The organism is Mycolicibacter heraklionensis (assembly GCF_019645815.1).
GTDB lineage: Bacteria > Actinomycetota > Actinomycetes > Mycobacteriales > Mycobacteriaceae > Mycobacterium > Mycobacterium heraklionense.
The window spans coordinates 3,059,409-3,071,814 of record NZ_CP080997.1; the positions used below are offsets into that span (position 1 = coordinate 3,059,409).

Annotated in this window: 10 protein-coding genes and 1 pseudogene; 2 read left to right on the top strand and 9 right to left on the bottom strand. The window is 66.5% G+C overall.

The features are described 5' to 3' along the window. Nucleotides 1-14: 14 nt before the first annotated feature. From K3U94_RS14425 to K3U94_RS14440, 4 genes are all read right to left on the bottom strand, one after another. Complete coding sequence (locus K3U94_RS14425; RefSeq protein WP_047318529.1) at nucleotides 15-1,331, bottom strand: M16 family metallopeptidase; 1,317 nt, start codon at nucleotides 1,329-1,331, stop codon at nucleotides 15-17. Continuing rightward, complete coding sequence (locus tag K3U94_RS14430) at nucleotides 1,309-3,573, bottom strand: polyribonucleotide nucleotidyltransferase (RefSeq protein ID WP_220694145.1); 2,265 nt, start codon at nucleotides 3,571-3,573, stop codon at nucleotides 1,309-1,311. Before K3U94_RS14430 ends, K3U94_RS14425 begins: the two co-directional genes overlap by 23 nt. A 303-nt stretch (nucleotides 3,574-3,876) precedes the next feature. Further along, nucleotides 3,877-4,146 (bottom strand): 30S ribosomal protein S15, encoded by a 270-nt coding sequence (rpsO, locus tag K3U94_RS14435; protein ID WP_047318531.1) that lies wholly within the window; start codon nucleotides 4,144-4,146, stop codon nucleotides 3,877-3,879. Between the two features lie 117 nt (nucleotides 4,147-4,263). Further along, a complete protein-coding gene (locus K3U94_RS14440; RefSeq protein WP_047318532.1) occupies nucleotides 4,264-5,241 on the bottom strand; it encodes a bifunctional riboflavin kinase/FAD synthetase in 978 nt (325 codons plus the stop codon). Between the two features lie 24 nt (nucleotides 5,242-5,265). Between K3U94_RS14440 and mntR the strand changes: the two genes are divergently transcribed. After that, nucleotides 5,266-5,964, top strand: coding sequence for a manganese-binding transcriptional regulator MntR (gene mntR, locus K3U94_RS14445; protein WP_047318533.1), 699 nt, complete (start codon nucleotides 5,266-5,268; stop codon nucleotides 5,962-5,964). A 3-nt stretch (nucleotides 5,965-5,967) separates the two neighbouring features. On the opposite strand, the gene K3U94_RS14450 is transcribed toward mntR, so the two are convergent. Beyond that, nucleotides 5,968-6,852: a metal-dependent hydrolase gene (locus K3U94_RS14450; RefSeq protein WP_230987127.1), complete on the bottom strand. Its 885-nt coding sequence runs from the start codon at nucleotides 6,850-6,852 to the stop codon at nucleotides 5,968-5,970. Between the two features lie 81 nt (nucleotides 6,853-6,933). Then, nucleotides 6,934-7,971, bottom strand: a complete 1,038-nt coding sequence (locus tag K3U94_RS14455; RefSeq protein ID WP_220694146.1) for an AraC family transcriptional regulator — start codon at nucleotides 7,969-7,971, stop codon at nucleotides 6,934-6,936. A gap of 56 nt (nucleotides 7,972-8,027) precedes the next feature. Between K3U94_RS14455 and K3U94_RS14460 the strand changes: the two genes are divergently transcribed. Further along, entirely contained in the window at nucleotides 8,028-8,459 is a 432-nt protein-coding gene (locus tag K3U94_RS14460; protein WP_220694147.1) for a type II toxin-antitoxin system Rv0910 family toxin, read from the top strand. 10 nt (nucleotides 8,460-8,469) lie between these two features. Here the strand turns inward: K3U94_RS14460 and K3U94_RS14465 are convergent. From K3U94_RS14465 to K3U94_RS14475, 3 genes and pseudogenes are all read right to left on the bottom strand, one after another. Further along, nucleotides 8,470-9,618, bottom strand: a pseudogene (locus tag K3U94_RS14465) (flavin-containing monooxygenase); the annotation flags it as partial. Between the two features lie 76 nt (nucleotides 9,619-9,694). After that, nucleotides 9,695-11,011 carry a cytochrome P450 gene (locus K3U94_RS14470; RefSeq protein WP_220694148.1) on the bottom strand — a complete coding sequence of 439 codons (1,317 nt, stop codon included), beginning with the start codon at nucleotides 11,009-11,011 and terminating at the stop codon, nucleotides 9,695-9,697. 132 nt (nucleotides 11,012-11,143) lie between these two features. After that, complete coding sequence (locus K3U94_RS14475; RefSeq protein ID WP_220694149.1) at nucleotides 11,144-12,397, bottom strand: acyl-CoA dehydrogenase family protein; 1,254 nt, start codon at nucleotides 12,395-12,397, stop codon at nucleotides 11,144-11,146. Between the last annotated feature and the right edge of the window lie 9 nt (nucleotides 12,398-12,406).

Below are 12,406 nucleotides of genomic sequence, written 5' to 3' on the forward strand. Positions count from 1 at the left end.
CCCCTAGCCTGCCATCAACCGGCAAGCGCCCGCAGACGGGTTGGCAGCGCGCCTTTCGAGCGGTAAGGACCCAGAACCGCGACGCCGTAGGGCTGTCGCAGCAGTTTATGGGCCACCGCGTTGACCTCGTCGACAGTGACCGCGGACAGTTCCCGCAGGGTGCGCGCGATGGGCCGATGCCGACCGTAGTTCAGTTCGGTACGGCCCAAGCGGTTCATCCGGGAACCGGAATCCTCTAGGCCCAGCACCAATCCCCCACGCAACGATCCCTTTGCGATCCGGCACTCTTCGGCGGTGATGCCATCGCGCGCCACCGAGTCGAGCACCTCGGCCGTCACGGCCGCCACTTCGGCGAACCGGTCCGGCTGGCAGGCGGTGTACACCGACAGCGCACCGGCGTCGGCAAAGGTATCCACCGATGAGTAGATCGAGTACGCCAGGCCGCGGGTTTCCCGAACCTGTTGGAACAGCCGGGAACTCAGGCCCCCGCCCAGGGCGGTGTTGAGCACTGCCAGCGCCTGACGGTGCTGCCAATAGCGTCCGGGCGCGCGTACTCCCAGGGACATGTGCGTCTGATCAGCGTCGCGGTTGACCACGGTCAGCCCGGGCGAGCCCGGAACCCGGGCGGCGCCGCGCCGCGGCGGGGCGGGCTGCTGGCCACGAATCAGCCGGTGCCCGAAATGTTCTCGCACCAAAGCCACAACCGTGTCGTGGTCGATGTTGCCGGCAACGGCGACCACCATGCGCTCCGGTGTGTAGCGGCGCTGGTGGAACGACCGCAACTGTGCGCGAGTCATCGTCGACACCGACTCGACGTTGCCGATCACCGGCCGTCCGATCGGATGGTCGCCGAACAGCGTCGACAGGAACACATCGCCCAGCGCATCCTCGGGGTCGTCATCGCGCATCGCGAGTTCCTCAAGGACCACGTCGCGTTCGAGGTCGACGTCGGCAGCCGCGCAGGATCCGTTGAGCACGACGTCGCTCACCAGCGCGACCGCCAGCTCCAGGTCGGTGTCCAGCACGTGGGCGTAGTAGCAGGTGTGCTCTTTGCCGGTGAAGGCGTTGAGTTCACCCCCGACGGCGTCCATCGCCTGGGCTATGCCGGCCGCCGTGCGGGTCGGGGTGGCCTTGAACAGCAGATGCTCCAGGAAGTGCGCCGCGCCGGCCACCGTGGTGCCTTCGTCGCGCGATCCGACGCCCACCCAGACTCCCACCGACGCCGAACGAACCGCGGGGAGGTACTCGGTAACCACCCGCAGTCCGCCCGGCAGGGTGGTGCGTCGCAGGGCGCGCGACGGCGGGATGTCAGCTTTCGACAGCCGCGGCATCGGCAGGCTCAGCGGACCCCGCGTCTGGGACTGGAGCGGCGTCCGCTGCGTCTTCCACGGGCACCAGCGAGATCTTGCCGCGGTTGTCGATGTCGGCGATCTCCACGCGCAGCTTGTCGCCGACCTTCACCACGTCTTCGACCTTGGCCACCCGCTTGCCCTTGCCGAGCTTGGAGATGTGCACCAGGCCGTCGCGACCCGGCAGCAGCGACACGAAGGCGCCGAAGTCGGTGGTCTTGACCACGGTGCCCAGGAACCGCTCGCCGATCTTGGGCAGCTGCGGGTTGGCGATCGCGTTGATCTTGTCGATCGCGGCCTGCGCCGACGGGCCGTCGGTGGCGCCGACGAACACGGTGCCGTCGTCCTCGATCGAGATCTGGGCGCCGGTCTCCTCGGTGATCGAGTTGATCATCTTGCCCTTGGGCCCGATCACCTCGCCGATCTTGTCCACCGGAACCTTGATGGTGGTGACCCGCGGCGCGTACGGGCTCATCTCGTCGGGAGCGTCGATGGCCTCGGCCATGACCTCGAGGATGGTCAGACGCGCGTCCTTGGCCTGCGCCAGCGCACCCGCGAGCACCTGCGACGGAATGCCGTCGAGCTTGGTGTCCAGCTGCAGCGCGGTGACGAAGTCCTTGGTGCCGGCGACCTTGAAGTCCATGTCGCCGAACGCGTCCTCGGCGCCCAGGATGTCGGTGAGCGCGACGAAGCGACGCTCGGTCTTGCCGTCGACCTCGACGTCGTCGGAGACCAGGCCCATCGCGATACCGGCGACCGGAGCCTTCAGCGGCACCCCGGCGTTGAGCAGCGCCAGCGTGGACGCACAGACCGAGCCCATCGAGGTGGATCCGTTGGAGCTCAGGGCTTCCGACACCTGACGGATGGCGTAGGGGAACTCCTCGACGCTGGGCAGCACCGGGACCAGGGCCCGCTCGGCCAGGGCACCGTGGCCGATCTCGCGGCGCTTGGGCGAACCGACCCGGCCGGTCTCACCGGTCGAGTACGGCGGGAAGTTGTAGTGGTGCATGTAGCGCTTGGACTTCTCCGGCCCGAGCGAGTCGATCTGCTGCGCCATCTTCATCATGTCCAGCGTGGTGACGCCCATGATCTGGGTCTCGCCACGCTCGAACAGCGCGCTGCCGTGCGCCCGGGGGATCACCGCGACCTCGGCGGACAGCGCCCGGATGTCGGTGATGCCACGGCCGTCGATGCGGAAGTGGTCGGTCAGGATGCGCTGGCGCACCAGCTTCTTGGTGAGGCTCCGGTAGGCCGCGCTGATCTCCTTCTCGCGACCCTCGTAAGTCTCGGCGAGGCGCTCGATGACCTCGGCCTTGATCTCGTCGGTGCGGTCGTCACGCTCGGCCTTACCGGCGATGGTCAGTGCCTTCGCCAGCTCATCGGTCGCGATGGAGGCCACCGAGTAGTAGACGTCCTCGCCGTAAGGCGGGAACAGCGGGTAGTCGGCGGTCGGGCGGGCGGCCGCGTCGGCCAGCTCCTGCTGGGCCTTGCACAGCGCCGCGATGAACGGCTTGGCCGCTTCGAGGCCCTCGGCCACCACGGTCTCGGTCGGCGCCTGGGCGCCGGCTTCGATGAGCTCGATGACGTTCTCGGTGGCCTCGGCTTCGACCATCATGATGGCGACGTCACCGTCATCGAGGGTGCGGCCGGCCAGCACCATGTCGAACGCCGCGCGCTCCAGCTGCTCGACGGTGGGGAACGCCACCCAGGTGCCGTCGATCAGGGCCACCCGCGCGGCACCGACCGGGCCGGAGAACGGCAGGCCGGCGAGCTGGGTGGAAGCCGACGCGGCGTTGATCGCCACCACGTCGTACAGGTCGTTCGGGTTGAGGCTCAGCACAGTCACCACGACCTGGACCTCGTTGCGCAGGCCGTCGACGAACGACGGGCGCAACGGGCGGTCGGTGAGACGGCAGGTCAGGATCGCGTCGGTGGACGGCCGGCCCTCGCGGCGGAAGAACGAGCCGGGAATGCGGCCGGCCGCATACATCCGCTCCTCGACGTCGACGGTGAGCGGGAAGAAGTCGAAGTGCTCCTTGGGAGCCTTGCTGGCGGTGGTCGCCGACAGCAGCATGGTCTCGTCGTCGAGGTAGGCGACGACGCTGCCGGCGGCTTGCTGGGCCAGCCGGCCGGTCTCGAAGCGGATGGTGCGCTTGCCGAAGCTGCCGTTGTCGATGACAGCGGTCGACTCGAATACGCCTTCTTCAATTTCAATTGCAGACATGGAAGCCCGTGCGGCCTTTCCTGGTTCGTTCAGCTGTTTCGCAACGTCAGACGTGCGTCAGCCAACGACCTGGATGCGGCTACGGTCGTCGATCGAAGCGGCCGGATCTTTTGAAGACGTACTTTTCAGACCCGGCTGCCACTACCGAAGACCGCCCGATGCAAGTCTGGCTGTTCGCAGGGACATGTCCCGTCGTGACGTGCCGGAGTGGCGCACGCGGATGCGGGGCCACACCGATGTCCGGGCCTGGCAGGCCCGGAACGGTCTCACTCTACACGGCAGCGGCTGACGCCGGCCGGAATGTCAGCGACGCAGGCCCAGGCGCTCGATGAGCGAGCGGTAGCGCGCCACATCGGTCTGGGTCAGGTACTTGAGCAGACGACGCCGCCGGCCGACCAGCAGCAGCAGTCCGCGCCGGGAGTGGTGGTCATGCTTGTGCTTCTTGAGGTGCTCGGTGAGGTCGACAATCCGCTTGGTCAGCAGGGCGACCTGAGCTTCGGGCGAGCCGGTGTCGGTCTCGTGCAGGCCGTAGTTGGCCAGGATCTCTTTTTTCTGCTCGACGGTCAGCGCCACGAAAAAAACTCCATCAATCGGTCCCGCGAATATCAAGTCGGCGGCCACCGCGGACTGCAGCACGCCGAGGGGCGAGTCTAGCAGCGCCCTGGGCGGCCGTCCCAATCGCGCGGGCGGTCAGTCGCCGGAGAGCAGGCCGCGGGTTTTCTCGACATCGGTGTTCATCACCGCCACCAAGTCCGCCACCGAGTCGAACTTCTCCTGGCCGCGGATCCGGCTGACGAAGTCGACGGCGACGCGCTGTCCGTACAGGTCGGCGGTTTCGTCGATCAGGAACGCCTCCACGGTCCGGGCCCGCCCGGAGAACGTCGGGTTGGTGCCCACCGACACCGCGGCCCGGCAGCGTTGACCTGCGACGACCGTGCCCGGCACCTGACCGTGGCCCAAGACGGTGAACCATGCGGCGTACACCCCGTCGGCCGGAATCGCCGCGAAGGCCGACGGGGCCACGTTGGCGGTCGGGAAGCCCAGGCCACGCCCGCGACCGTCACCGCGCACCACCAGACCTTCGACCCGGTGGGGCCGGCCCAGCGCCTCAGCGGCGGCCGACACATCGCCGGCGTCGACACAGGATCGGATGTAGGTCGAGGAGAAGGTGACCGACTGGGTGGCGTCGGCGCGCTCGGCCACCAGCGACACCGATTCGACCCCGAACCCGAACTGCTCGCCGGCGCGGCGCAGGGTCTCGACGTTGCCGGCCGCCTTACGGCCGAAGGTGAAGTTCTCCCCCACCACCACTTCCACCACGTGCAGGTGCTCGACCAGCAGTTGGTGGATGTAACGGTCCGGGGTGAGCTTCATGAATTCGGGCGTGAACGGAATCACCAGGAAGACGTCGATGCCGAACTGCTCGACCAGCTCGGCACGGCGCGCCAGCGTGGTGAGCTGCGCGGGATGGTTGCCGGGGTAGACGACCTCCATGGGATGCGGGTCGAAGGTCATCAGCACCGTCGGCACGCCGCGCGCCTGGCCGGCCTTCACCGCATGGGCAATCAGCTCCGCATGACCACGATGCACACCGTCGAACACGCCGATGGTGAGCACGCACCTGCCCCAGTCTGTGGGGATCTCGTCCTGCCCCCGCCACCGCTGCACGAGGACAGCCTAAACTGTCCCGTTGTGAGCCCTTGGGAGCAGTCGGATGGGCTGAGTAGCGTCGCCCAGGACTATCTGAAAGTCATCTGGACCGCCCAGGAATGGTCACCGGACAAGGTCAGCACCAAGATGCTGGCAGAGAAGATCGGCGTGTCGGCCAGCACCGCCTCGGAGTCGATCCGCAAGCTCGCCGATGCGGGCTTGGTGGACCACGAGAAGTACGGCGCGGTGACCCTGACCGACGAGGGGCGCCGGGCCGCGCTCGCCATGGTGCGCCGGCACCGCCTGATCGAGACCTTTCTGGTGCGCGAACTGGGCTACAGCTGGGATGAGGTGCACGACGAGGCCGAAGTCCTCGAGCACGCGGTGTCAGACCGGCTGATCGCACGTATCGACGCCAAGCTGGGCTTCCCGCAGCGCGACCCGCACGGCGACCCGATCCCGGCGACGGACGGTCAGGTGCCGACTCCTCCGGCCCGCCAACTGTGGGCGTGCGCCGAGGGCGAGACCGGCACGGTGGCCCGCATCTCCGACAACGATCCGGAGATGCTGCGCTACTTCGCCCAGGTGGGCATCAGCCTCGACGCCCGGTTGCGAGTGCTGACTCGCCGCGACTTCGCCGGGATCATCTCGATAGCCCTTGATTCGCCCGCGGGCTCCGATCGCGAGCAGGCCACCGTTGACCTGGGCAGCCCTGCCGCCCAGGCGATCTGGGTGGTCTAGCCCTTACTTCACGTGGTCGGCGAGTTGGCCTTCGGCCCCGAAGAGTTCCTGCTGCCAGTACGCGACCAGTTCGGTGGTGTCGATCTGGTCGGGGTGAAAGTCACGCTTCTTGAAGGGCCGCATGTCGAAGTAGAAGCCCTTCCACATCGGGTTGCGCAGCATCTGCACCGTTTCCTTGAGGATCCGGAACGGTTGACGGCGGCCCTCGACGTCGGTGGTGGCGATCGACAGCCAGGAGAACAACACCAGGATCGGAATGCCACAGTTCTGCGCGAAGCGCATCCACCGGATGCGTGTCGACTCCGGAACGCCCACCGCCCGGTACACGTCGAACGCAACCGACTTGTGCTCCAACTCTTCCAGCGCGTGCCAGTTCAGCAGATTGCGGATCTCGGCGTCATACATCATCGCCTGGACCGCCGGGCGTTTCAGGATGTTCTCCGCCCACACCGCGGTGAAATGCTCTGCGGCCACGGTGAATCCGAGGAAGAAGTGGCGAAGGCGAGGCAGCCGGTCCGGGTTGGGGAACTGCTTGTCGAGGAACTTCTCCATCCGCTCGGTGCTGCCCAGCAGGTACTCGAACCACGCGGTCGGGTATCCCATGGCCGCGAGTTGTTCATTGAGCTCACGGTGCTGGCGGCCGTGCGTCTTCTCCTGCCCGACGAAGCCGGCCACGCGCTTCGTCAATTCGGGGTCGGTGAGCTGGTCGGCATAGCGGCGCACCGAGCGCACGAAGATGTCCTCGCCGGGCGGGAAGATCGCTGACAAGATGGCCACCAGATGGCTGAACACAATGCTGTCGTCGGCGAAATACCGGTCGCCGGCGGGCTGTTCACCGAACCCGAAGTTCAGTCGTCGGACGGCGGGGTACGTCATCACGTTCGTCATGCCAACGACGCTAGGTCCGACTTCCGGGCGGGCGGAATGTGCGAGCCGGACAAGGATTTGATGTTTTCGGACAGCCGGCCGTCAGGGCCTTCGTCCCCGGTGTTTGCTGGGCGGTGTGCCGACCCACCGGATAAAGGCACGACTGAAGGCGGCCGTTTCCGAATATCCCAGTTGACGGGCCGTTTCCTCGACGGTGAGGCCCGATTCGAGCATGGCTGCCGCCAGGGTCACCCGCACCTCGTCGACCAACGCGCGGTAGCTGGTGTGTTCGCCTGCAAGGCGGCGATGCAGGGTGCGCTCGGTGATGCACAGTTCGTCGGCGATCACCGCCATCGACGGCAGCACGCCGGGGTCCCGGACCAGCCGGGAGCGCACCTGTGCGGCGATTCCCCGCCGCCGACGACGGGTCTGCAAGAGCTCTTCGCACTGCAGGGCGCACGCCTCGGCGGCAGCGGGGTCCGCCGCCGGCATCGGTAGCGCCAGCACTTCGACGGGGATGGTGATCGCACTGCGCTTCGCGGCGACGTCGACTTCGATTGTCACCCAGGGAAACTCGAGACGTTCGACGGGAAAGTCGATGCCCGGCAGCTCGACCTTGATCGGCGCGTCCGAGTTCAGCTGGCCGATCAGCAGCGGCACCATGTTGGTCAGCGCGAACAGATCCCGTTCCAACATGAAGGTCCGGACGTCGGCGGGCACGGCACTGTCGTCGAACTCGAGCACGGCGCCCTCAGGGGTGTCGTGGCGGGTCAGCCGCAGAAACGTCGACGACAACGTCGCGTACCGGCAGGCCGTGTTGACCGCGTCGCCCAGGGTCGGGCTGGCCAGCAGCGCATAGCCGAGCACACCGGTGTTCGCGAAGTTGTACTGCAGACCGACGTCACGGGCGAACTCGTGTGGATCTGTTACCCGGCCAAGGATGTTACGCAGAATCGCGAGTTCCTGGCCGGCTTGAACCTCGATCGCACTGTCCGCGATGTCGGCCGGCGTGACACCGGTACCCGCAAGACACCCCGCCGCATCGATGCCATGCAGGCGGGCGGCCTGAAGAAGATGCCGACAGGTCGCCACCGGCCGGGGAATGTCCCAATCCGCCTGCGCGGCACCGCCGATCGACACGTGTCCGAATATATCAAATTTGGATCGGCGCGCACCTACCGCTCTACGATTTGCCGATGGCAAAACTTGAGTTGTCCCGCGAGCTGTCACTGCCTCCCGACGAAGCCTGGTCTCATGCGTCGAATCTGGCCGAATTGGGTGACTGGCTGTCCCTGCACCAGGGCTGGCGCTGTGAGATACCGGCCGAACTCGAGGCAGGAACCACCTTGATCGGAGTGGCCGGAGCCAAGGGCATGCGCAACCGCGTCACCTGGACGGTCCGCAGGGTCGACCCGCCCGCCCTGCTGGAACTGACCGGCGACGGCGTGGGCGGTACCAAGTACGCGCTGACCCTGGCCATCGCCCCAGCCGTCTCCGGCTCGAAATTCACTCTGCGGATGGACCTGGGTGGCCGGCCGCTGTTCGGCCCGATCGGGGCCACCGCCGCCCGCGCGGTCAAGGGCGACATCGAGCGGTCCATCAAGCACTTCGAATCGCTGTACACCTGAGTGAGCTTCCTCATGACCTGGGCCCGCCGGCGGTCGTTCTCGACGGTGGCGCCGCGACTACGTACTCCCCCAGCTCGTAGTGTTCGGCGTCGGGAGTCGCGGCGAGCCGGCGTCGATACGTATTGGGTGTCCATGGCCACAACTCGGGCAGGCCATCGGCACCCAGATACCAACTCGTGCAACCGGTCGCCCACACGGTGCCCGGCATGGCGTCATGCATGCTCGCGTTGAACTCGTCGGTGGCATGCAATGTGGGTGCGACGGTGTCGAATTCACCATCGCACCAACGCTGGATCCAGCCCAGAATGTACCCGGCCTGCGCCTCGGCGATCGCAGTCAACGAGTAGTTGCCGACCGGACTATGCGGCCCGATCAGCATGAAGAAGTTCGGAAAGCCGGGCAGTGCCACGCCCAGGTGGGCCTTGGGGCCGGCTGCCCACAACTGCTCGACGGTGAGCCCACCGGGACCCGCCACCGCCATCGGCCGCATGAACGCATGGGCATCGAACCCGGTGGCCAGCACGATGGCGTCGAGTTCATGCAATATGCCATCGCGGGTGACGATGCCGCGTCGCTCGATGCGGTCGATCCCGGTGTCGATCAGGTGCACGTTGCGGCGTTGCACGGCCGAATAGAAGCCCGCAGAGATCACCAGCCGCCGGCACATCGGCTGGTAGTCCGGAGTGAGCCTGCGACGCAGGTCGGGCTCACGCACCGTGCGCAGATTGATCCGGCAGGCGCGAGATAAGAACGTGCGCCGCCACCCCGGGCGCACCAGCGCGCGAGCGAAGAACTCGAATGCGTGGTCAAAGCCACGGTAGGCCAGGGCGTCCAGCATGGGGAACCGGCGGTGCAACGCGCCGGTCCAGCGCCGGTAGCTCGGATTGGGCAGCGGCAGAATCCATTGCGCACTGCGCTGATACAGCTCCAGAACGCCGACCGAGTCGGCCAGACCGCACACCAGCTGCACACCGGTTGACCCGGTGCCGATGACCGCGACGCGCTTGCCGGCCAGCTCCGCGCTGTGGTCCCACCTCGCCGAGTGCATGACCGGTCCGCAAAAGTCCGACAGCCCTTCGATGTCGGGCATCCGCGGTTCCCGCAGCACCCCGGCGGCCGAAATGAGGAAGTCGTGCGTAGCCGTCTGCCCGGTCGTGGTGGAAAGCTGCCAGCTGCGACCGTCGAAACGGTGATCAGGACCGTGGTGCCGGCAATTCGTTGCCGCACGGAGGCTCTCATGCGGTCTTCCTGACCCGCAGCGGCACCGACGCCGGCCCCTGCAGCGACGGCGTTGTCCCCCACCGCACCGGTCCGGCCAACTCCAGACCGTCGACCTCGTCGAGTAGGTAGTCGATGGCGGTAACGACCTCGAGTCGTGCCAGGTGCGCTCCGAGACAGAAGTGGATGCCATGCCCGAAGCCGAGGTGGGCCGCCGTCGCTCGGTGGACGTCGAATCGGTTCGGGTCGGGGAACTTAAGCGGGTCGCGGTTGGCCGATGCGTAGAACAAGACCACCCGGGCGTCGCGCGGCACAACCGCTCCGCCGATCTCGCAGTCCGCGGTGGCGATCCTGGTCACCCATTGCACCGGCGAGCCCCAGCGGGCGGTTTCCTCGACCGCCGCGCCCAGCAGGCTGCGGTCCGCACGCAACGCGGCGAAGAGTTCCGGGTCTTGCGCGAGCCGGATCAACAGCATGCCCAGCAGGTTGGTGGTGGTCTCATTGCCGGCAACCAGCACGATCAAGGCGTAGTAGAACGCCTCTTGGTCAGAGATTTCTCCGGTATCGACGGCCAGCCGCAGCCTGTCCAGCACTTCGGCGCCCGCACTTCCGGCGCGGCGTTTGAGTTCGGCCGCGACGAAGCTGCGGTATTGGATGTAGGCCGAGAAACTCGTCGATGTGAGACGAAGAACCTCGAAAATCGTTCTGGGGCTGAATATCTGCGCCCACCGATCGGAGACGGCCCGAAACTGTTCCCATTGATCGCGGGGTACCCCGAGAACTCGGGCGATCACGTTGACCGGCAACGGGATGGTCAACGCCGGCACCATGTCGACGACTTCGCCACGTTGAAGCTGTTTGACTCCGTCGGCGGCCAATTCCCTGATGTCGTCGGTGAAAGACGCGATCGACTTCTTGCTGAACATGGGCTGGGTGACCCGCCGCAGCCGCTCGTGGTTCGGCGGATCAGTGGTGATGATCGAGGGACCCGGCGTCGAGCGCAGCATGATCCCGTGTGACGACGAGAAGATCTCGTTGTCGCGGGCAGCGGCGTGGACGTCGGCATAGCGCCCGAGCATCCACACGCCGAGTCGTTCGTTGACCACCACCGGGTGCTCCCGGATCCGTTCGAAGTCCGGATGCGGGTTCGCGATGCTCTCCGGCAGTGTGGGATCGAAGGTGGTGCGCGGTACGGCGGCTGGCGCGAGCCGGGCGCGCGGACGACGGAGATCGCGATAGGCACCGACGGCGAAGGGGCGCCCCAGATCGCCGATCGCGGTGCGGGCCGCCGCCGCGATCGCTCTGGCCGGGGGGTGCAGCAGGTCGCTGGGCATATCCCGACGTTAGGACTGTTGAGCCCGGACCGGAATGCGCGGAACGGACACCTATTTGATCGTTTCAGACAGACTGCGCGTCATCGTCGTGGCTCAGCGACAGGACACCCGGGCTTGGGTGACGGTCACCGATCAGCCGCCCAGCAGCCCCTTGGCGATGTGGGTGACCTGAACCTCGTTGCTGCCGGCGTAGATCATCAGCGACTTGGCGTCGCGGGCCAACTGCTCGACCCGGTATTCGGCCATGTAGCCGTTGCCGCCGAACAGCTGCACAGCGTCCATCGCGACCTCGGTGGCAGCCTCCGAGGAATACAGTTTCATCGCCGACGCCTCGGCCAGCGACGGAATCTTGCCGGCCTGCACTTTCTCCAGCGTCTGAAACACCATGTTCTGCACGTTGATCCGGGCAACCTCCATCTTGGCCAGCTTGAGTTGGATCAGCTGGAACTGGCCGATGTTCTGGCCCCACAGCGTGCGGGTCTTGGCGTAGTCGAGGCACAGCCGGTGGCATTCGTTGATGATGCCCAGCGACATCAGGGCCACGCCCGCGCGTTCGGCGACGAAATTGGCTCGGGCGCTTTCTCGCCCGTCACCACCGGTGTGCTGTTCGGTCTCGCCGAGCAACCGGTCCGGGGTGAGCCGCACGTTGTCGAAGAACAACTCACCGGTCGGTGAGGACATCATGCCCATCTTCTTGAACGGCTTGCCCTGAGTCAGTCCCGGCATCCCGGCGTCCAGAACAAAGGTCAGCACCGGCCGGTTGCGCTTGTCGATGCTCGGATCACCCTCGTCCAGCTTGGCGTAGACGATCAGCACATCGGCGTAGGGGCCGTTGGTGATGAAGGTCTTCTGCCCGTTGAGGATGTAATCGTCACCGTCGCGTTTGACGTAGGTCTTCATCCCGCCGAACGCGTCCGAGCCGGCGTCGGGTTCGGTGATGGCCCAGCAGGCAATCTTCTCCAACGTCATCAATTCCGGCAGCCAGCGCTCCTTCTGCGCCAGCGTGCCACGGCTGAGGATGGTGGCCGCGCCCAGTCCCAACGAGACACCGACGGTGCTCAGCAGCCCGATGCTGACTCCGGACAGTTCGGAGACCATGATCGCGGCCATCGACAGTTGCCCGCCGAGATCGCCCATTCCGCCCGAGGATTCGCGGTCGGCCGCCGGCGCATCGGACTCGGCCTTGGCGCGTTGTTTGTCCAGCATGTTCTTGACCGCTTCGCCGGCCAGCACGTCCAGGCCGAACTCGCTGAACAGCTTGCGTGCGATCGGATAGGGCGGTATCTCTCCGGTTTCCAGTGCGTCCAGGTGCGGGCGGATCTCTTTGTCGATGAAGCCGCGAACTGTGTCGCGCATGATGAGGTCGGTTTCGGACCACTCGAACATGGCTGTTCT